This is a genomic window from Plantactinospora alkalitolerans, from assembly GCF_015690345.1.
Lineage (GTDB): Bacteria > Actinomycetota > Actinomycetes > Mycobacteriales > Micromonosporaceae > Plantactinospora > Plantactinospora alkalitolerans.
This window is the reverse complement of sequence record NZ_JADPUN010000057.1, coordinates 1-19,256: the sequence shown is the minus strand read 5'-3', so window position 1 is coordinate 19,256 and position 19,256 is coordinate 1. Positions and strand designations below refer to the sequence as shown.

24 protein-coding genes and 1 pseudogene are annotated in these 19,256 nt (G+C 71.0%); 14 read left to right on the top strand and 11 right to left on the bottom strand.

Going from position 1 to position 19,256, the window contains the following annotated elements:
• The 7 genes from I0C86_RS03720 to I0C86_RS44315 all read left to right on the top strand — a co-directional run.
• A partial coding sequence (locus tag I0C86_RS03720; RefSeq protein WP_196199768.1) for a molybdopterin cofactor-binding domain-containing protein occupies window positions 1–534 on the top strand: 534 nt, incomplete at its 5' end.
• Window positions 534–1,721 carry a DUF6986 family protein gene (locus I0C86_RS03715; protein WP_196199767.1) on the top strand — a complete coding sequence of 396 codons (1,188 nt, stop codon included), beginning with the start codon at window positions 534–536 and terminating at the stop codon, window positions 1,719–1,721. The genes I0C86_RS03720 and I0C86_RS03715, both read left to right, overlap by 1 nt.
• 118 nt (window positions 1,722–1,839) lie before the next feature.
• Window positions 1,840–3,180: an allantoinase AllB gene (gene allB / locus I0C86_RS03710; RefSeq protein ID WP_196199766.1), complete on the top strand. Its 1,341-nt coding sequence runs from the start codon at window positions 1,840–1,842 to the stop codon at window positions 3,178–3,180.
• Complete coding sequence (gene alc / locus I0C86_RS03705) at window positions 3,177–4,265, top strand: allantoicase (RefSeq protein WP_196199765.1); 1,089 nt, start codon at window positions 3,177–3,179, stop codon at window positions 4,263–4,265. Before allB ends, alc begins: the two co-directional genes overlap by 4 nt.
• Before the next feature lie 111 nt (window positions 4,266–4,376).
• A complete protein-coding gene (locus I0C86_RS03700) occupies window positions 4,377–5,036 on the top strand; it encodes a hypothetical protein (protein ID WP_196199764.1) in 660 nt (219 codons plus the stop codon).
• A 37-nt stretch (window positions 5,037–5,073) separates the two neighbouring features.
• Window positions 5,074–6,519, top strand: coding sequence for a protein-L-isoaspartate O-methyltransferase family protein (locus tag I0C86_RS03695; RefSeq protein WP_196199763.1), 1,446 nt, complete (start codon window positions 5,074–5,076; stop codon window positions 6,517–6,519).
• 24 nt (window positions 6,520–6,543) lie between these two features.
• Entirely contained in the window at window positions 6,544–6,678 is a 135-nt protein-coding gene (locus I0C86_RS44315; RefSeq protein ID WP_255527599.1) for a hypothetical protein, read from the top strand.
• 86 nt (window positions 6,679–6,764) lie between these two features.
• Here the strand turns inward: I0C86_RS44315 and I0C86_RS03690 are convergent, their stop codons facing one another.
• From I0C86_RS03690 to I0C86_RS03680, 3 genes are all read right to left on the bottom strand, one after another.
• Window positions 6,765–8,114: an MFS transporter gene (locus I0C86_RS03690; RefSeq protein ID WP_323373447.1), complete on the bottom strand. Its 1,350-nt coding sequence runs from the start codon at window positions 8,112–8,114 to the stop codon at window positions 6,765–6,767.
• A gap of 88 nt (window positions 8,115–8,202) precedes the next feature.
• Window positions 8,203–8,853 (bottom strand): hypothetical protein, encoded by a 651-nt coding sequence (locus I0C86_RS03685; RefSeq protein WP_196199762.1) that lies wholly within the window; start codon window positions 8,851–8,853, stop codon window positions 8,203–8,205.
• A 23-nt stretch (window positions 8,854–8,876) separates the two neighbouring features.
• Window positions 8,877–9,449 (bottom strand): TetR/AcrR family transcriptional regulator, encoded by a 573-nt coding sequence (locus I0C86_RS03680; RefSeq protein WP_196199761.1) that lies wholly within the window; start codon window positions 9,447–9,449, stop codon window positions 8,877–8,879.
• A gap of 113 nt (window positions 9,450–9,562) precedes the next feature.
• Here I0C86_RS03680 and I0C86_RS03675 point away from each other — a divergent pair, with 113 nt between their 5' ends.
• Window positions 9,563–9,940 carry a DUF4267 domain-containing protein gene (locus I0C86_RS03675; protein ID WP_196199760.1) on the top strand — a complete coding sequence of 126 codons (378 nt, stop codon included), beginning with the start codon at window positions 9,563–9,565 and terminating at the stop codon, window positions 9,938–9,940.
• A gap of 251 nt (window positions 9,941–10,191) precedes the next feature.
• Here the strand turns inward: I0C86_RS03675 and I0C86_RS03670 are convergent, their stop codons facing one another.
• Window positions 10,192–10,476 carry a hypothetical protein gene (locus I0C86_RS03670; protein WP_196199759.1) on the bottom strand — a complete coding sequence of 95 codons (285 nt, stop codon included), beginning with the start codon at window positions 10,474–10,476 and terminating at the stop codon, window positions 10,192–10,194.
• A 93-nt stretch (window positions 10,477–10,569) separates the two neighbouring features.
• On the opposite strand from I0C86_RS03670, the gene I0C86_RS03665 reads away from it, so the two are divergent.
• Both I0C86_RS03665 and I0C86_RS03660 read left to right on the top strand, forming a co-directional pair.
• Entirely contained in the window at window positions 10,570–11,403 is an 834-nt protein-coding gene (locus I0C86_RS03665; RefSeq protein ID WP_323373446.1) for a helix-turn-helix domain-containing protein, read from the top strand.
• Window positions 11,394–11,588 carry a DUF397 domain-containing protein gene (locus I0C86_RS03660; RefSeq protein WP_196199757.1) on the top strand — a complete coding sequence of 65 codons (195 nt, stop codon included), beginning with the start codon at window positions 11,394–11,396 and terminating at the stop codon, window positions 11,586–11,588. The genes I0C86_RS03665 and I0C86_RS03660 overlap by 10 nt, the downstream gene beginning before the upstream one ends.
• Before the next feature lie 113 nt (window positions 11,589–11,701).
• Here the strand turns inward: I0C86_RS03660 and I0C86_RS42885 are convergent.
• Window positions 11,702–11,881: pseudogene (locus I0C86_RS42885) on the bottom strand (IS1380 family transposase); the annotation flags it as partial.
• Window positions 11,882–12,030: 149 nt separating this feature from the next.
• Window positions 12,031–12,645, bottom strand: coding sequence for a TetR/AcrR family transcriptional regulator (locus I0C86_RS03655; protein ID WP_196199756.1), 615 nt, complete (start codon window positions 12,643–12,645; stop codon window positions 12,031–12,033).
• A 128-nt stretch (window positions 12,646–12,773) separates the two neighbouring features.
• Here I0C86_RS03655 and I0C86_RS03650 point away from each other — a divergent pair, with 128 nt between their 5' ends.
• Both I0C86_RS03650 and I0C86_RS03645 read left to right on the top strand, forming a co-directional pair.
• A complete protein-coding gene (locus I0C86_RS03650; protein WP_196199755.1) occupies window positions 12,774–13,067 on the top strand; it encodes a hypothetical protein in 294 nt (97 codons plus the stop codon).
• A gap of 59 nt (window positions 13,068–13,126) precedes the next feature.
• Complete coding sequence (locus I0C86_RS03645) at window positions 13,127–13,741, top strand: NADPH-dependent FMN reductase (protein ID WP_196199754.1); 615 nt, start codon at window positions 13,127–13,129, stop codon at window positions 13,739–13,741.
• Window positions 13,742–14,058: 317 nt separating this feature from the next.
• Here I0C86_RS03645 and I0C86_RS03640 read toward each other — a convergent pair whose 3' ends face one another.
• Together I0C86_RS03640 and I0C86_RS03635 are read right to left on the bottom strand one after the other, a co-directional pair.
• On the bottom strand, window positions 14,059–15,048 hold the full coding sequence (locus I0C86_RS03640) for a pirin family protein (RefSeq protein ID WP_196199753.1): 990 nt from the start codon (window positions 15,046–15,048) through the stop codon (window positions 14,059–14,061).
• Window positions 15,049–15,050: 2 nt separating this feature from the next.
• Window positions 15,051–15,566: a MarR family winged helix-turn-helix transcriptional regulator gene (locus tag I0C86_RS03635; RefSeq protein ID WP_196199752.1), complete on the bottom strand. Its 516-nt coding sequence runs from the start codon at window positions 15,564–15,566 to the stop codon at window positions 15,051–15,053.
• Window positions 15,567–15,748: 182 nt separating this feature from the next.
• On the opposite strand from I0C86_RS03635, the gene I0C86_RS03630 reads away from it, so the two are divergent.
• The gene (locus I0C86_RS03630) at window positions 15,749–16,279 is read left to right on the top strand and encodes a GNAT family N-acetyltransferase (RefSeq protein ID WP_196199751.1); all 531 of its coding nucleotides are present in this window, start codon (window positions 15,749–15,751) and stop codon (window positions 16,277–16,279) included.
• 119 nt (window positions 16,280–16,398) lie between these two features.
• The gene (locus tag I0C86_RS03625) at window positions 16,399–16,983 is read left to right on the top strand and encodes a DUF1684 domain-containing protein (RefSeq protein WP_196199750.1); all 585 of its coding nucleotides are present in this window, start codon (window positions 16,399–16,401) and stop codon (window positions 16,981–16,983) included.
• Between the two features lie 171 nt (window positions 16,984–17,154).
• Here the strand turns inward: I0C86_RS03625 and I0C86_RS03620 are convergent, their stop codons facing one another.
• From I0C86_RS03620 to I0C86_RS03610, 3 genes are all read right to left on the bottom strand, one after another.
• Window positions 17,155–17,763 carry a general stress protein gene (locus I0C86_RS03620; RefSeq protein ID WP_407676260.1) on the bottom strand — a complete coding sequence of 203 codons (609 nt, stop codon included), beginning with the start codon at window positions 17,761–17,763 and terminating at the stop codon, window positions 17,155–17,157.
• A 173-nt stretch (window positions 17,764–17,936) separates the two neighbouring features.
• Entirely contained in the window at window positions 17,937–18,761 is an 825-nt protein-coding gene (locus I0C86_RS03615) for a helix-turn-helix domain-containing protein (RefSeq protein ID WP_196199749.1), read from the bottom strand.
• Window positions 18,762–18,907: 146 nt separating this feature from the next.
• The coding region (locus I0C86_RS03610; protein ID WP_196199748.1) for a cellulose binding domain-containing protein at window positions 18,908–19,256 on the bottom strand (349 nt) is incomplete at its 5' end.

Here is a 19,256-nt window from a genome sequence, read left to right as displayed (position 1 = left end):
GTCGAGTTGCTCGGGGGTGGGGCGGTGGAGGAGACGGTGCGGTGGCGGCACCGGTCGACCCGGCCGCTCGACCCGGTCACCGGGCAGGGCGACGCGCACGTGCAGTACGCGTTCGCGGCGCACCGGGCCACCGTGGACGTCGATGCCGAACTCGGCCTGGTTCGGGTGGTCGAGATCGCCACCGCCCAGGACGTCGGTCGGGCGATCAACCCGGAGGCGGTGCGCGGGCAGATCCAGGGCGGCACCGCGCAGGGCCTCGGGCTGGCCCTGATGGAGGAACTGCTGGTGGTGGACGGCGTGATCCGGAACCCGTCGTTCACCGACTACCTGATCCCGACCATCCTCGACATGCCGCCGATGGTGGTCGACGTGCTGGAACTGGCCGACCCGCACGCGCCGTACGGGTTGCGGGGAGTGGGGGAGCCGCCGACCATCTCGGCCGCGCCGGCGATCGTCGCGGCGATCCGGGCGGCCACCGGGCTTCCACTGGCCCGGGTACCGGTCCGACCCGAACACCTCACCGGGACGGGCTGATGGGCCGGCTGCCCGCCGCCGTCGACGCGGAACTGGACCGGCGGCTCGGTCCGGTCGATGCCGAGCTGCGGCGCAGGTTTCCGGGTGAGCGGGACGGTCGGCAGCCGGTGCACACGGTCTACGTACCGGCCGACCGCTGTCACGCCGGCCTGGCGGCGCGGTGGGGAGCCGAGGCGCTGGCCGCGTTGCGGGACAACCCGCCGCTGCCGTACCCGGACGAGCTGCACGAGCGGGTGGTCGCCAAGTTGCGAAGGGAACCGATCGAGGATCTGCGGATCGACTTCGAGGACGGGTACGGGGTACGGGACGACGACGTCGAGGACGCGGCGGCGCGGGCGGCGGCCGGGGCGCTGCGTGGCGGGCTCGGTACGCCGTTCGCCGGTTTGCGGATCAAGAGCCTGACCGAACCGGTCCGGCGCCGGGCGGTCCGGACCCTCGACGTCTTCCTCGACGCGCTGCTGGACGGTGTCGCCGAGGTGCCGCCGTCGGAGACGTTCGTGGTGACGGTGCCGAAGGTCAGCGTGCCGGAGCAGGTGCGGGCGATGGTGCTGCTCTGTGAGCGGGTGGAGGCGGCGTACGGGCTGCCGGCCGGCTGGCTGCGCTTCGAGGTGCAGATCGAGACGCCGGCGGCGGTGCTGGGGCCGGACGGGCTGGCTACTCCGGCCATCCTGATCGGGGCGGCGCAGGGGCGCTGCGTCGGGCTGCACTACGGCACCTACGACTACAGCGCGGCCTGTGGGGTGGCGGCGGCCCAGCAGAGCCTCGCGCATCCGGTCGCCGACTTCGCCAAGGCGGTGATGCAGGTCGCTGCGGCGGGGACCGGGGTACGGCTCTCCGACGGCTCGACGAACGTCCTGCCGGTCGGGGACACCGCCGCCGTACGGGCCGGCTGGGCGCTGCACGCCGGGCTGGTCCGCCGGTCCCTGGAACGGGGCTTCTACCAGGGCTGGGATCTGCATCCGGCCCAGCTGCCGACCCGGTTCGCCGGCACCTACGCCTTCTTCCGGGACGGGCGGGCGGCGGCGGTGGAGCGGCTGCGGGCGTACCTCGACCGGCGGTCCACCGGGATCCTGGACGAGCCGGCGACGGCGCGGGCGCTGGCTGGTTTCCTGGTGCGGGGACTCGACTGTGGCGCGTTGACCGAAACCGAGGTCGGCTTCGACCGGGCCGGTCTGGCGGCGTGGTGACCCCGGGCTGCGGTGCCGTGACCCCGGGCTGCGGCGTGGTGACCCCGGGCTGCGGTGCCGTGACCCCGGGCTGCGCTGCCGTGGACTCGGGTCGGGAACGGGTGGGGGGAGCGGACCGATGACCGGTTACGACCTGGTGCTGCGGTCCCGACGGGTGGTGCTGCCCGACGGTGAACGGCCGGCGGCGGTCTGCGTACGCGATGGCCGGATCGCCGCCGTCGCCGGGTACGACGCGGTGCCGGGTACGGACCTGCGCGAGTTGGTCCTGCTGCCCGGTCTGGTGGACACGCACGTGCACGTCAACGAGCCGGGGCGGACGGAGTGGGAGGGTTTCGCCAGCGCCACCCGGGCCGCGCTGGCCGGCGGGGTCACCACGATCGTGGACATGCCGCTGAACTCGGTGCCGCCGACCGTGACGGTGGAGGCGTTGCGGCGCAAGCAGCGGGCGGCACGCGGGCGGTGCCACGTCGACGTCGGATTCTGGGGTGGTGCGGTCCCCGGCAACGTGGCGGAGCTGCCGGGGCTGCACGCGGCCGGGGTGCTGGGCTTCAAGGCGTTCCTGGTCGACTCGGGGGTGCCGGAGTTTCCGCCGCTCGATTCGGCCGGGCTGGCCGAGGCGTTCGGCGCCGTCGACGCGCTGTTCCTGGTCCATGCGGAGGATCCGGCGGAGGTGGGTGTCGCCCCGAGCTCGTCGCGGTACGCCGACTTCCTCGGCTCGCGGCCCCCGGGTGCCGAGCGGCGCGCCGTCGAGGTGGTGCTGGCGGCGGCCCGGCGGACCGGGGCCCGGGTGCACATCCTGCACCTGTCGGCGGCCGACGCGCTGGTGCCGGTCGTGCAGGCCCGGCGCGAGGGGATCCGGGTGACCGTCGAGACGTGCCCGCACTATCTGACCTTGGACGCGGCCGGGGTGCCGGACGGCGCGACCGAGTTCAAGTGCTGCCCGCCGATCCGGGACGCGGCGAACCGGGCGGCGCTCTGGGCCGCTCTGGCGGACGGGCTCGTGGACTGCGTGGTCTCCGACCACTCGCCCTGTCCGCCCGCGCTGAAGCGGTTCGACAGCGGGAACTTCGGCGCGGCGTGGGGCGGGATCGCGTCGGTGCAGCTCGGGCTGCCGGTGATCTGGACCGAGGCCCGGCGGCGCGGCCACGGCCTGGCCGACGTGGTGCGCTGGATGGCGCAGCGGCCCGCCGAGATCGCCGGGCTGGCCGGCAAGGGCCGGATCGTCGAAGGTGCCGACGCGGACCTGGTGGCGCTGGATCCCGACGGCGAGTTCACCGTCGATCCCGCCGAGTTGTTCCACCGCCATCCGGTCACCCCGTACGCGGGGCGGCGGTTGACCGGTCGGATTCGGGGCACCTGGTTGCGGGGCGAGCCGGTCGGGGCGATGGATCCGCCGCGTGGGCGGTTCCTCGACCGTGATGCGACGCTTGGCGCAACGATCGGAAGGGGCACCTCGTGACCGGCTTCACCGACCTGCCCGACCTCGCGTCCCGAGGGCTCGGCGGTGGGGTGGTGGACGCGAACGACGAGTTCTTCGCGGCCCGGGACAACCTGGTGACGCCGGAACCGCCGACCTTCGCCGCCGGCACCTTCGGTCCCAAGGGACAGGTGTACGACGGCTGGGAGACCCGCCGCCGCCGCGATCCCGGGCACGACTACGCGATCCTCCGGCTCGGCGCGCCCGGGATCGTCCGAGGTGTGGTGGTGGACACGTCGTACTTCACCGGCAACTATCCGCCGTACGCGTCGGTGGAGGCGTGCGGGATGCCGGGATATCCGGACCCGGCGGAACTCGCCGACGCCGACTGGCTTCCGCTGCTGGCCCGGTCACCACTGCGCGGGGACAGCCGGAACCTGTTCGAGGTGGACAGTCCGCACCGGTTCACCCACGTACGGCTGCGGATCTATCCCGATGGTGGGGTGGCCCGGCTGCGGGTGCACGGGATCGTCGTACCGGATCCGGAGCTGTTTCCGGACGGCCGGCTCGACCTGGCGGCGCTGGAACACGGCGGGCTGGTGGTCGGCTGTAGCGACATGTTCTACGGCTCGCCGCAGCAACTCCTCGCTCCCGGCCTGGCCCGGAGCATGGGTGAGGGTTGGGAGACCGCCCGGCGGCGCGACGACGGCAACGACTGGGTACGGGTCCGACTGGCCGTGCCCGGTCAGGTCCGGCAGGTCGAGCTGGACACCAGTCACTTCAAGGGCAACGCCCCGGCGGCGGCGACGCTGCGCGGGATCGATGCCCGGAGCGCGGACCCGGCGGAGCCGGCGGGCTGGTTCGAGATCCTGCCCCGGACCCGGTTGCAGCCGGACACCCGGCACCGGTTCCCGGTCGACGTGCCGGGGACGGCCACCGACGTACGGCTGGACGTGTTTCCGGACGGCGGCCTGGCCCGGATGCGGCTGCCGGGCCGGGTCGCCCCGACCGAGCTGGGCCGGCTGCGGCGGCGCTGGTCGGAGTCGCTGCCGCTGGCCCACACGCGCCGGATCGCACCGTCGGGGTCCCGGCGGCTCGGCGCCTGGGGACCGGCACCCGGAGGATGAGTCATCGCGGTGGTGCGGGCAAGGAGTGGAGGGAGCTGTCAACTTTCTGTCTTGTATCCCGACGTTGCCGGCCGTAGCGTCGCGGCTACCGCTGATGTGACGGAGGACCTGGTGAGCCAGCTTGTTCCGCCCCAGCTGGTGGTGCAGTGCCGGATGCTGCACTTCGGCTGGATTCCGGCGGACCCCGAGGCGGTGGCCAGGCTGTTGCCGAGCGGGCTGCGGCCGATGGCGACCCGGCAGGTCTTCATGCACCAGTACGTGGTTGACGACGACGCCCAGACCTCCGGGCTCGACACCTTCTCGGCGACCTGCCTCGGCCCCGAACTGGACCAGGTCACCTCGGCGGATCTGCCGGGCCCCAGCCGCTGGTACGCCCAGCACATCAGCTCCAGCCCGGCGGCGCGGGCCGGGGCGGCGGCCCGGGGAGCACCCGTCGGCGCCGGCCGTACCTCGCTCGAGATCGACGGCCGGACCCTGGTCGCGGTCACCGAGGTCGACGGCGTCGAGGTGATCCGCACCACCGCCCGGGTCGGCCCCACGGGTACCAAGGTCCTGCGCGGCCACATCCGCTACCTGGGCGCGGTCGGCGGTCGTCAGACCGCCGCAAGCTGCCCGTACGTCTTCGAGCCGGTCACCCCGTTCGAGGTCGAGTCACTGGAGTTCCTGGCACCGGAGCACCCCGTCTTCGCGCTTCGTCCGGCCAATCCGTTGGAGATGCTGTGGGGCTTCTACTCACCACGCACGACGTTCGCGTTTCCCGGCAGCGAATGATGATCGCGGTCGGTGTGGGCGTACCGGTCCGCTGGTCATGACCTCCTCGGCCGAGCTGCGCCGCCGGTACGTCGAGGAGCTGCGCGGCGAGGGGCTCCTCTCCGACGCGGAGGTGATACGCGCGTTCGGCGCGGTGCCGCGCGAGGAGTTCGTCGCGTACGGCTTCCACGCCGGTGGCGATCGGTGGGCCGGGCCCGCTGATCCCGACTTCCTGACCCTGGTCTACCGGAACCATCCACTGGTGACGAAGGTCGTGGACGGCGTACCGGTCAGCTCGTCGAGCCAGCCGTCGCTGATGGCCGCCATGATCGAGGGGCTCGACCTGCGCCCCGGAACGAGGGTGCTGGAGATCGGCGTCGGCACCGGCTACAACGCGGCGCTGATGTCGACGATGGGTGCCCGGGTGACGGCGGTCGACATCGCCCCGGACGTGGTGGACCGGGCCAGCGCGGCGCTGGCCCGGGTCGGGCTGGCGGACGTCGTCGACGTACGGCTCGGCGACGGCTATCTCGGTGATCCGGCGAACGCCCCGTACGACCGGATCATCGTCACCGTCGGGCTGACCGGGGTGTCGCCGCGCTGGCTGGACCAGCTCGCTCCGGGCGGCTTCGTGCTGGCGCCGGTCGAGCATGCCGGCAACCATCCGGTGCTGCGGGTCTGGCCGGGCGGGTCGGGGGTGGGCGAGGTCCGGGGCCTGTTGCGTGCCGGGTTCATGTCCGCGGCCGGGCCGCTGGCCGCCCGGTACCCCGGGGCGTTTCCCGAGCCTCGGCGGGTGGGCGAGTTCCCCGAGCCGACGGTGCGGCAGCCGGCCCGCTGGCGACCTCCGCTGGACGTGTTCCGCTACCACGACCTGTGGTTCGCGGTCGGAGCCTGGGACCGGCGGACGACCTTCTCGGCCGGACCGGCCGGTGGCTGGGGTGGACCGGGCGGATGCGTACTGCTGGACGAGGTCCATGGCGGTGGAGCCGCCATCCTCGCCGACGGGTCGGTGCAGGCCGCAGGGGCGCAGGCCGGCCGGTACGCGGCGGAGGCGCTCGCGCTGCGGGACCGGTGGGTGGCGCGGGGCCGGCCCAGGATTTCCGACTGGCGAGCCGGACCGGCCGCTCCTGGTGCCGGCGGGCTGGATCCAGTATTGAGCCGTTTCCGGCCGGATGTCCCGTTGACGGCGTTGCGGCCGATGTTCCGATGCCGGGGGGTTCCGTCCCGTTCGCCGACGGGCCCGGGGCGGGTCGATGCAGACTATCGGCGATCGACCGGGTCCGCCGGGTTTCCGATCCGCCAGATCGGCAACTCCGTTGCTGGTTGCTCCGTTGTGTGCGGCGCGGGACGTGATTCTGGTCCCCGGCAACCTGGCGGGATCGCCGGGGGCGATACCGCCGTAGGGCGACAGGTGAGACGTTTTCCCGCGAATCCCTCCGCCGACCGGTCATCGGGGGATCAACCGCGATCTGGTACGTCGGCCTGGTCGTCCTACCGTCCGTAACGGTAACGACCAGGGGAGGACAGCATGTCCAGCGAGATCATGGACGCCGAACCGGACCAGCCGGACCAGGCAGCGGTCGAGAGTGAGCGCGGAGCCCTGGTCGGAGTGTTGGTGATGGTCCTGCTCGGGGTGGCGGGCATTTTCGCCGTCTCCACGTGACAGCGTCCGATCTCCAATTGCCGGAGTGGACCCGCCGGCCGACGATGGTGCGGACGGCCGGCGGGTCCGAACGGTCCCGGGACCGGTCAGGAGGCGACCCCGGCCCCGTCCGCCGGGCGAATCCGTTCCGTGGCGTGGGTTGTCGCGGGTCCGGTTGTTGCGGGTCCGGTGGACTCCGTGGTCCGGCCCGACCGTTCCAGGCGGATCGCCAAGAGAGCGGTGCCGAGGCAGAGCGCGGTGGCGACGACCAGGGGCACCCGGCGGTCCAGTAGTACCAGGGCGGCGCCGAGCGGGGTGGCGATCGTGATCGGCGCGAAGAGCAGGGTGTTCGCGGTCGCCGCCACCCGGCCGAGCATCGCCTCCGGGGTCCGGGTCTGCACCGCCGTCACGGCGGCCACCAGAGTCCAGGGCAGGCCGATCCCGATGATGAGGGAGCCGGCGACCACCGCCGGCCACCAGGGGACACCCCAGGCGGTGGCACCGAGTGCGACGAGTCCAGTTCCGAGGACGCCGACGGCGAGGGTGCCCGGGACCCGTAACACCCGGCCGACGAGCAGACCGCCCAGCATTGACCCGGCACCCTGGGCCGAGGACAGTACGCCGACGAAGGTGGCCGGTCGGTGCAGGTCCTCGACGACGACGGTGTAGAGGGCGGCGGTCATCAGCCCGGACATCGCGATGGTGATCGAGCCGATCAGCACGGTGACCCGCAGCTCTGGATGTGTCCAGAGGTAGCGCATGCCGGCCCTGATCCGTCCGCTCGACCGCTCCGGTGGCCCCGGTTCGGCGGGCGTGTCGGTCGGTACGTCATCCGCACGTCGCGGGTCGGGGCGGTGGGCCGGAGCGGATCGCGTGGCGGGTGGGCGGAGGCGGATCAGCAGGTACAGCCCGGCGGCGGCGGTCAGCGTGCCGGCGGTCAGCAGGGCGACCGAGTGCGCACCCCACCAGCCGAAGAGGCCGGCGCCGACCAGTGGTGCGACGAGCTTCACTCCTTCCTGGGCGCTCACCCGCAGACCGTTCACGCCGCCGAGGGCATCCGGCGGCAGCGCGGCGGGAAGCAGCGCGGACTCACCGGCGTCGACCAGGACGAAGCTGATGCCGTAACCGAGCATCACGGCGTAGATGACCCAGGTCTGGTGTTCGGCGTGCACGGTCAGCAGTGACAGCACGACAGCGGCGGTGAGCAGGTGGGTCCAGACGATCAGTGGCCGGCGGGGGAGCCGGTCGACCAGGGCACCCAGCACGGGTCCCAGCAGCGTCGGGGCGTAGAAGCAGAGTCCGGTGAGCGCCGCGAGGCTGCTGGACCCGGTGAGTTCCAGCACCCATATCCCGGCGGCCAGGAACATCACCGAGCCGCCGAATCCCGAGAGCAGCGAGATCGCGACGAACAGGAGCGTGTTCCGGCCGCGTGGCACCTGTGGTCGTACTGGACGCACGTCCGTCCTCCGAGAAGTTGAGCCGTATTGGCTCACATCCTCGGGTTGTCTGGCGATCTATGTCAACCAAAACTTCAGTCGATTGGACTCAAGGCAGCTCCGGAGTCGGACCGGGTGGGGGTGTCGCCGCAGAGACCGCCCGGCGAAGTCGGTCCAGTGCGGACGGCAGCGGCGGCGGCAGTCGCTCCACCGGCACCGTGTCGAGGTCGTCGACGGCCTGCGCGGCCAGGGTGAACAGCGCACCGGGCTCGGCGGATACGGCGAGTGCCAGGGTGGTCCGGGCGAGTCCGGCCCGGGGATGCCGGTTCTCCAGGCCGGCGTCGGCGGCCAACTGACGGTGTACGGCGAGAACCGTCGCGCGGAGCCGGCCGATCTCCGGTCCGTACGGCGTGTCAATGGATCGTTGACGTTTGCGATCGACGCGTACCCGCTCCGGATCCCGGCTGACGCCGCCGGAGAGCCGTAGCCAGCGCTGTTCGGCCGCCTGCCGGCTGCCCAGCCCGAGCGACGTGGCGATCTGTGCCCAACTCGCCCGCTGGGTCCGGGCGGATTCGAGAAGCTGGCGCTCGGCGTCGTCGAGGCTCTTCCGTAGCGCCCCGAGCAGGTGGAGTGCCGCCAGTGGCTCCGTACGCTCGGCACCGGTGCCGTAAGCGGCGGCCAGGACGGCCGCGTGGTCGGCGAGCGACTGCCATTGGGTTGCCGCCTCGTCGGGCTGGTCGCCGTGTCGCATGGGGGTCATGGTGCTGTCCTCGTGCCCTGGTGTCAACGATCAGTTGACATGGTTACCAGGAAGTCCAGCCGTTCCTCCTGGCCTTCCGGGGGGATGCGGCCGCTGTCGGACAGGACAGCCATGCCGTGCAATGCGCTCCAGGTGACTTCGGCGAAGAGTTCGCGTCGCTCGTTGTCCGGGCGGAAGCAGCTGACGAACTCGCCGAAAGCGGCCCGTAGCGGGGGTGGTGTCTCGGCGCTCGCGAATTTCACGTCGGTGGGCATGACGAACATGGCCTGGTACAGGGCGGGCCGCTCGGTCGCGAAATCGAGATAGGCGCGGCAGACGGCGCGCAGGGCCTGCCCCGGCTCGGGGGCGGCCTGTCGCGCGTGGTGCAGGTGGGCGGCCAGTTCGCTGAAGCCGTCGATGGCGACGGCGCTCACGATGGCGTCCTTGCCGTTGAAGTGGCTGTACAGCACCGGTTGGCTGTACTCGACGCGTTCGGCCAGCCGGCGCGTCGTCACCGCTTCCCAGCCTTCGGCTTCGGCGAGTTCTCGCGCGGCCGTGATGATCAGCTGATGGCGCTGGGCGCGTTCGCGTTCACGGCGCTCGTTGATGGCGGACACCACATCATCCTAGCAACGCTGGACATCCTGTCGGTGCTAGATCTATCCTCGCTATCATTACTAGCGCCGCTAGATTCCGCTGCGGTCGCTGCCACCGAGAGGGGAAGCAACCCATGCTCACCAACGTCGCCAACGTGCTCGCCGGACTGATCGGCGTCGGCATCATCGTCATCGGAGCGCGCGCCTTCTGGGCGCCGCAGGCCGCAGTGGGCTTTGGCATCCCCGACACACCGACCGAGGACCGGGCCTTCCGGGCCTGGCTGTCCGTCAAGGCCGTACGCGACATCGCCTCGGGGATCTTCATCCTCATCCTGCTGGTCGGAGCGACACCCCACCTGTTGGGCTGGGTCATGCTGGCCGCCACCGGCATACCCGTCGGCGACGCGCTGATCGTGCTCCGCAGCAACGGGCCCAAGGCGGCCGTCTACGGCATCCACGGGTGCACCGCCGTGGTGATGCTGGCGATCAGCGTGCTCCTGCTCGTCGCGTAACCGCTTGTCACGGCTGCGGGGAACCCAGTAGACGATGCGGCTGGCGAGCAGGGCCGGCTGCACGGTCGGCAGGTCTTGCAGCGCCCTGGTGAGTTGGGCGGCGAGATAGATCATCAGTCCCGGCCGGTCCTTCTCGTACAGATGCAGGAGTGCCAGCCGCGCGGGTGAGCACGGCCATTCGGCGCCGCACGAGCGGCACCGGAACGACGGGCGCATCGGTGTGTGCGGGCGGCGTGGCGCGTGCGGGCGGGTCATACCCGCTCGCCCCGCCGGGAACGGGCGCCCCGCCGGAAATCCTCGGTCTGCCGGGAACGCTCGGGCCGCGCCGGAGGCAGGTTGCCCCTGCGACCGGCGAGGTGCCCGGCGGTGCGCTGGTTCGTCGTACGGGTGCGGGGCGGCGGCACCGTGGGTAGGTAGGGCATCGGCACCAACTCGACCGAGTCCGGACAGCGCCAGCGGTATCCGCACCGGCAGTACCGCCACAGTCGGCGCCAGTCCCGGCGGTGGCGTGCGCGAGTGCGCCGAATTCGTTTCATGTTGTGCCTCCACTCGCCGAAAGAAGTGCCTGTCAATCGACTTCCACACTGGACCGGCGACCCACGACGGCGGAATATAGACAACCGGCAGCAATGTGGAGGGACGAACAGTCGCGCCGGGAAGGGCGGGGAATGTCACATCACCATGGAGGACTGGGAAGAATTCTCAAATTCGCTCGTTCACAGTCCGGAATGACGCAGGAGCAACTTGCCGAGCGGTTGAGCGTGTCGACCTCGCTGATCGCCAAGTTCGAAACCAATCGGCTGATCCCGAAGTCCGACACGGCGCGACATCTCGATGCCGTGTTCGACTCCGGGGAGACGTTCCAGGAGTCGGCCGCCGAAGCGCGGGCGTTCTCCGGCGATTCGATCTGGATCCGGCCGTGGCTGGAGTACGAACAGCAGGCCACCATGGTCCGAAGCTTCGAGCCGACGGTCATCCCCGGGCTGCTCCAGACCGAGGAGTACGCGCGGGCCATTCTCCGGGATGCCGGAACCCGCGTGCCGGATCTGGAAGAGGCGGTGGCGGGCCGGATCGCCCGGTCCGGCGTGCTGCGCCGGGACGATCAGCCGTGCCGGCTCTTCGCGGTGGTCGACGAGGCGGTGCTGCGCCGGCCGGTCGGTGGCCCGAAGACCATGTCCGAGCAACTGCACGCGATCGTGCAGGCGTGCACCCTGCCGAACGTCAGCGTCACCGTGGTACCGGCCTCGGCGGGCGCCTATCCCGGTCTCAACGGGCCGCTCGCGCTGGCCACCGTCGACGGTCGCAATGTCGCCTTTCTGGACGACCCGCTGGACGGTCGGGTGATCGAGGACCCGGATCGGGTCACCGCGCTGGACGAGGTCTGGGAGTCCATCCGCGAGTACGCTCTACCCGGACGACCGTCCCTCGAACTGATCATGGAAGCAGCGGAGTCATGGAGCTGATCGACGTGCCACGCTGGCGGAAGTCCTCCCGCAGCAACGGGCAGGGCGGGAACTGCGTAGAGGTCGCGGACAACCTCGTCGACCGGGTGCTGGTCCGGGACACCAAGGACCGCGACGGTGGCACGCTGGCGTTCGGCCCGGACGCGTGGCGGGCGTTCGTCGCCGAGGTGGCCCGCCGGCCGTAGCGCCGCCGGGCGACCCAACCTCGGTCTTTCGGTAACTGTTGATCAAGGTTTTGGGAAGATTGTTGGTCTGTACGCGGTCGGCTTCGGCGTGGGCATGGCGGTGGCCCGGTGCGGTCGGCGAGCATCACCGCCAGGTCCAGCGCGACCCGGCCCGGGTCGTGGCCGCCCTGCCGCTGCCGCAACCCCGCCAGGGCCTCGCCGAACCCGCCGGTCAGGCCCGTCGCACCCGCGACATCTGCCAGCAGAGGCGTGCCCGGATGGCCCACCACGCCGCGTCCGTCGCCGCCCACCATGATCTTCGGGCGAGTTCCGAGAGCCTTCACCTGGTAAGTGCCTTCCGTGACGGGGTGATCGACCGGAGCGCCCGGTGTCCGCAGGGCTCGAAGCTCACAGACAACGCGATCCGCCCGTCTGATCAGCCGGACGCTAGAAGTGTGCGTCCCTACTGGATCAGGGTGTGTTCAGCGGTAGTAGTGAGCGCCCGCGCGACCTCGTCGACGGAGAGCTTGCGGCCGGTGTATAGCAGGTCGAAGCTCTCGAAGCTGGTCAGCAGCCAGAGCAGGTCCGTGGCCTGGTCCACCGTCACGTCCGGGCGCAGCGCCCCCTGGTCGGCCAGGCGCTGCGCGAGGTGGGCCATGCCGCTGGCTCGGCCCTGCTCCAGTCGTTGGACCGCTCCGCCGACCGCGGCGGCGTCGAGCTGGGCCATCGAGGACAGGACGCGGATCACGTCGCGGTTGGCGGCGTACATCTCGGCGACGCCGCAGATTCCGCCGCGCAGGCCCTCGCGGGCGCTCGCGTGAGCTGACGCTTGGAGCATGCGTTCAAAACCGCCTCGCTGCAGCAGATCCGCCCCGGCGGCGTCGAACAGGCCGGCCCGCGAGCCGAAGGCCAGATAGACCGTGGGGCGCGCGACGCGGGCCATTTGGGCGATGCGGTCAATGCTGACCGGCTCCGCCGGTGCCTCGCGAAGTCGCTGATACAGCGCGTCGAGGATGCGGCGTCGGGTCTCCTCAGCCGCCTCTGCCCGTAGGCGCTGTTCGTACTTGCGGGTGGCCATGACCAGCATCGTAGCATTAGCTTGACAGGCTGTATTCTGAAATACAGACTGTCTAGCGAAACTGGCTGGGCGGCACCTGCACCCGGGAAGGCGTCCGGCGAAGGGTTCAACCATGTGAGGGGCAGATCGTGCAGGTGATGATCCGCTGGAAGCTGAGGCCTGACGAGGTCGATCGCGAGTTGGAGTTGCTGCGCGCCGTCTACGAGGAACTGGCCTCGGTTCAGCCGGACGGCGTGCGCTACGCGACCTTTCAGCTCGAAGACAAGGTGACGTTCATGTCCCTGGTGGACCTGGCAACCGGCCCGGAGCTGCTGCAACAACTCAAGGTGTTCCAGCGCTACCGGACGAACCTCGACGACAGGTGCGACGAGCCGCCTGTCATGACGTTCCTGCACGAACTCGGTGCATACCGCTTCCACTGACCGCGATGCGTCAACCCCACCGCGACCCCAGACTCCCACGCATCCACCGAAAGGCGATCATGCAAGCACAAGCTGACCCGGACGCCATCCACCAGACCGACCAGAGCGCCCCGCCACGAGTGGCGATCATCGTTGGCAGCACCCGCCCGGGCCGCAAGGCCGACACTGTCGCACGATGGGTCCTCGACATCGCCCTTCGACGCGATGACGCGACCTTCGAAGTCGTGGACATCGCCGACCACGCGCTGCCTCACCTCGACGAACCCATCCCGGCCCGGCAAGGCCAGTACGCCCACGCCCACACCCGGGACTGGGCTGAGAAGATCGGTTCGTTCGACTCGTACGTGTTCGTGACCCCGGAATACAACGGCTCAATCCCCGGCACGCTCAAGAACGCCATCGACTTCCTCTACGCCGAGTGGAACGACAAGGTCGCAGGGTTCATCGGATACGGAATCCAAGGAGGCGTCCGGGCCATCGAGCATCTGCGTCTGATCCTCAGCGACCTGAACGTCACCGGCGTTCACCACACCATCGCCCTCACCTTCGCCGAGGACTTCGAGGACTACACCCAGTTCACACCGAGCGACCCGCAGGAGAAGAACCTCACCGCCATGCTCGACGAGCTGGTGACACAAACCCTCGCACTCCGGGGAGCCAGGCCGACCACCTGAACTCGACCTCGTAGAGCGGATGCCAGGTTGTCGGAAGGGAGCCGCGCCTGCTCTGCACACCGCCGCCCATCATGAACATCGGCCGGGTGTCTTCCCGACCAGGCTGACGCTTGTGGACACCGGACAAGCCGGAGACAGTCCGAGACCGTCGGAGACAGCCAGCGCCCCGCTTCCCGGTCGACCGGGAAGCGGAGCGCTGTGCGTGACATCCGTCGTTGTCGTGTGGCGCCGTGCCCCTTCGACGACCGACGACCGACGACCGACAACCGGCGACCGACATCCGGTGGCCGAGGGACTCGCGGGCCGCGTACCGCCGGTCAGGACGGGCGCGGTCCGGAGCCGCCGGTGTGCGGCAGGCGCTCGGCGGGGATCACGCCCAGCCGACCGGCCTGATAGTCCTCGAACGCCTGGACCAGTTCGGCCCGGGTGTTCATCACGAACGGTCCGTAGTGCGCCACCGGCTCCCGGATCGGCTGGCCGCCCATGATGTACAGCTCCAGTGCGGGCGTCGCCGCCTCCTGCTCGGCGTCGGCGGCGAACCGGAGCGCGTCGCCGGGGCCGTGCACCGCCAGTTGACCGGTGTGTACGGGCCGTCGGTCGCCGCCGACCGTGCCCCGGCCGGCGAGCACGTAGACCAGCGCGTTGAAGTCGGGCCGCCACGGCAGCTCGACGGCGGCGCCGGGCTGCACGGTCACATGGGTGATGGTGATCGGGGTGTGCGTGCTGCCGGGACCGGCGTGTCCGGCGACCTCACCGGCGATGACCCGGATCAGCGCGCCGCCGTCCGGCGTGCTGAGCAGCCCCGACTCCCTGCCCCGGATGTCCTGGTAGCGCGGCGGGTTCATCTTGGCGACCCGGGGGAGGTTGACCCAGAGCTGTAGGCCGTGGAACAGCCCGCCGCTCACGACCAGGTGCTCCGGCGGCGCCTCGATGTGCAGCAGGCCGGCACCCGCCGTCATCCACTGCGTGTCGCCGTTGGTGATGGTGCCGCCGCCACCGTTCGAGTCCTGGTGGTCGAAGATGCCGTCGATGATGTAGGTGACCGTCTCGAAGCCCCGGTGCGGGTGCCACGAGGTTCCCCTCGGCTCGCCCGGCGCGTAGTCCACCTCGCCCATCTGGTCGAGGTGGATGAACGGGTCCAGCTCGTGCAGCGGCACGCCGGCGAAGGCCCGGCGGACCGGGAAGCCCTCGCCCTCGTACCCGCTGGGTGCGGTGATCAGCCGGCGGACCGGCCGGAAGGTGGTGGTCTCGGCCAGCCGGGGCAGGCGGGGCAGGACCAGGACGTCGTCGACGGTGATCGCGGGCATGGTCAGTTCTCCTTGGTGCCGGTGCCGGTGCCGGTGCCGGTGCTGAGGGGTTCGGAAGTTGGGGTGTCGTTCGGCTTCAGTCGGTTCGCCAGCCGATCGAAGACCCGGGTGAGGCAGGCGACCTCGGCATCGTCGAGGTCGTCCATCAGATGACCCCGGACCGACGCCGCGTGGTGGGGTGCGGCCTCGCGCAGCCTGAGCAGTCCGGCGGCGGTCAGGACCGCCTCGTTGCCCCGGCGGTCCTGCGGGCAACTCTGCCGGGCGACCAGGCCGCGGCGCTCCATCGACGAGATCTGGTACGTCAGCCGGCTCGGCGAGAAGACCAGCCGGCTGGCCAGCTCGCCCATCCGGAGGCGTTGCCGAGGTGTCTCGGAGAGCAGCACCAGAACGTGGTAGTCCGCCAGGCTCAGCTCGCTGGTGGCCCGGAGTTCGTCCTCGAGCTGGTTCAGCAGGCGCTGGCTCGACTCGATGTACGCCCGCCAGCATGCCAGCCGCTCCGCGTCCAGACCCTCAGCCATGCTCCGAGAGTAGCACTCTTTCAAATCTGAACTACTCTTCATCAGGTGATCGTGCTCACCGCTCACCGGCGGGGGACCGGGATAATCCAGCTTTGAAAGACAGGGGCCGGAGCCGGTCCGCAGGATGGGTGGCCAGGAAACCGGTTGGGACCGGAGCCGTACCGGTGGCACACTGCGGCACCGTGGAGACGATCAAGATCGACGTACCCGGCCTGGTACTACGCCCCTGGCGCCCCGACGACGCGGCGGAGGTCCTGCCCGCGCTGCGGGAGCCCGCCATCGCCCGGTGGAACCCGGCCCCGACGGTGGTCGACCTGGCCAGTGCCCAGACCTGGCTCGCCCGCCGGGCGGACCTGTCGGGCGGCGAGCACGTGTCGCTCGCCGTCACGGACCCGGCCAGCGGAGAACTCCTCGGCTCCGTCTCGCTGCACAGCATCCACGACGGCGGCGCGTCGATCGGCTACTGGACCGTCGGACCGGCCCGGGGGCGGGGCGTGGCCTCCCGCGCGGTGTCGGCGCTCACCGACTGGGGCTTTGGCGAACTCGGGCTGCACCGGGTCGAGCTGTGCCACGCGGTGGCCAACCCCGGCTCGTGCCGGGTCGCCGAGCGCGCTGGCTACCGGCTCGAGGGCACCCTGCGCGACTCCCACCGGTACGGCGACGGCCGCCGCTACGACGAGCACGTGCACGGACGCCTGACCACCGACACCTGAGCGGCACAGGGCTGGCGGTCGAGCCGGGCTGAACGGCGCCCAGAGGTCCGGCCATGCGGTGGATCACCTGACCGGCGGCTCGGCCCCCTGACGACCGGTGGCCGGCTAGGCTCGGCCGGGTGGATGAACTGGAGTTGGCGGACTGGCGTGAGCAGGTGACCCGGCTCTACCTGTCCGACCTCGACCTGGCCGGATTCCGGGCGGCCCGGGACGTGCTCTTCGCCGGACACCCGCAGTCGCCGATCCCGCTGGCCGACCGACCCCGGTTCACCGGCCTGCGCTACTTTCCGCCCAACCCGGGGGCGGTCCTCGACGTGCCGGTACGACCGGCTACCGGCGCGATCAGCATCGACACCGGCGGACCGGACGGGGTGGTGCACTACCGCCGGTCCGGTATCGCCGAGACGCCCTGGGGCCCGCTGACGCTCTGGTGGATCGAGGCGTACGGCGGTGGGCTGTTCCTGCCGTTCCGGGACGGCACCGCCACCCGGGAGACGTACGGCGGCGGGCGCTATCTCACCGACACCGTCAAGGGCACGTACGGCAGGGGTCTGATCGTCCTTCCCGGTGGCCGGCTCCGGCTCGACTTCAACTACGCCTACAACGCGTCCTGCGCGTACGACGACAGGTGGGCGTGCCCGCTGGCTCCGGAGGAGAACCGCATCACCGCGCCCATCCGGGCGGGGGAGCGTACGTACCACTGACCCGTGGAACGGCGTACCGGGGCGACTCGGCGGGCCGAGGACGTCCCCCGCCGTCGGCCGGTCCCTACCGCTGGTCCGAAGCGGACGATGGTAGGGACCGGCCGGTGCAAGCTTCGACGGAGGCCGCCGACGTACCCCGACGTCGTGCCGCCGGTCGTGGATTCGGAACCGTCAACCCGGAGCCCCGGCGGGCTGCTGTCCCGGCCAGTTCATCCGGCCGATGAGCTGGCGCGCCTGGTCGGCGAAGGTCGCGTCGACGGTTACCGCGTACTTGCTGGCCCGCAGGCTGCTCGCCGAGGTGAAGTCACGTCGACCGCCGGTCATGGAGTGCGCGATGGCGCCGAAGATGGCACCCCAGACCGCACCGATCGCCAGGCCGACCAGGATCACCGCCCACCAGTTCCCGACCGTGAAGATGCCGAAGAGCAGCCCGATGAACAGACCGAACCAGGCGCCGGTCGCGGCTCCGGCCAACGCCGCCCGTGCGGTCGTCATCCGCCCCAGCACCGTCTCGACCAGGGCCAGGTCGGTACCGACGATCGCGGCACGTTCGACCGGAAACTGGTTGTCGGAGAGGAAGTCCACGGCAGACTGCGCCGATGGGTAGTCCGAGTACGAGGCGACGGTCACGGTGGCGTTCCCGGGCCCGGTGCCTCCGTCGCTGCCGGGCGTCCTGAACTGGTCGCCGGACGGGCCCGCTGGGAGGTTGTTCCCTCCGGAAACACCGGGCACGCCGAGCGTGCCGGAGCGCCAAGCCGCCGTCGGGTTCCTGGACATCATGAAGCCTCCTTCGTCATGACCCGATTCCCCGTCTCGGTGGCCCGGTAACCCGTCGCGACGACGGGAAACGGACGCCGGCACCGGCACCCGTTCGGGCGTTCCGTCCCCGCTCAGGAGTGGCGTCCCCGCTCAGGAGTTGGCGTTCCCGCTCGGGCGTTCCGCCCGGTACGAACTCAGTGTGCGGTTCCGGTGCCGACGCGCCGACTGGCCGAGGTCACCGCGTCGGCGGTCGCCTCGTCGAGGGGGAAGAACGACTCGATGGAGAGCTCCGCAACGGTGACGTCCAGGGGGGTGCCGAAGGCGAAGACGGTGCTGAAGAAGGCGAGTTCCCGGTCGCCGTCCCGGATCCGCAACGGCACCACGACGTCGCCCGGCCCCGGCAGTTCGATCTCCGGTTCGGGCTGGTCGCACGGATAGCCCCGCAACTCGTCGTAGAGCTCGGCCAGTTCGGGATCGCCGGTGAGGGCGACCTGGCGGCGGAGCCGGCCCAGCAGGTGGGCCCGCCATTCGCCCAGGTTGACGATCCGTGGCGCCAGTCCGGCCGGATGCAGGGTCAGCCGGAGCCCGTTGACCGGCGGGGTGAGCAGCGGCGCCGCCACGCCGTCGGTGAACACGCCGATGCTGGCGTTCGTCTCGACGAGGTTCCAGCAACGGTCGACGGCGACCGCGGGGTAGGGCTGGTGGGCGGTGAGCACCTGACGGACCGCCGCGCGGACCGGGGCCAGCGCGGGGGAGTCCAGCGGCGTCCGGGGGTAGATCGGCGCGTAGCCGGCGGCGAGCAGGAGGTGGTTGCGCTCGCGCAGCGGCACCTCGAGCTGTTCGGCGAGCCGGAGCACCATGTCCCGGCTCGGCATGGCCCGGCCGGTCTCCACGAAACTCAGGTGCCGGGTCGAGATCTCCGCCTGGATGGCGAGTTCCAGTTGGCTCAGCCGGCGTCGCTCGCGCCACCCGCGCAGCAACTCGCCGATCGGACGCTGCCGCTGTCCGGCGACCCTCATCTCGTCTTCACCATTCTGATCGTACGGATGTGTCGCGGGCGGCTTCCCCGAGCCGGCCAGGTCAGGGGGCGGAAGGGTCCGCCCCCGATCGGATCGCCGTCCGACGGGTGGGTGGTGGACGGCGATCCGATCGCGGTTCCGTGGAGCTAGCTGGTGCAGGCGTTCCCGTTCAGGGTGTAGCCGCTGGGCGCGGCCAGGGTGCCGCTGTAGGTGCCCTGGAAACCGACGCTGACGGTACCGCCGCTGGGCAGCGATGCGTTCCAGGAAGCGTTGCGGACCGTGATCTGCGTGCCGGACTGGCTCCACTCGCCGCTCCAGCCGTTGCTGAGTCGCACGTTCGACCCGACGGTGAAGGTGAGCGTCCAACCGTTGAGGGCCGACCCGTTGTTGGTCGCCCGGACGTCGGCCGTGAAGCCGCCGGTCCACTGGTTGGCGGTGTAGCTGACCTGGCAGCTACCGCTGGCCGGTGGGGTGGTCGCGGGCGGGGTGGTCGCC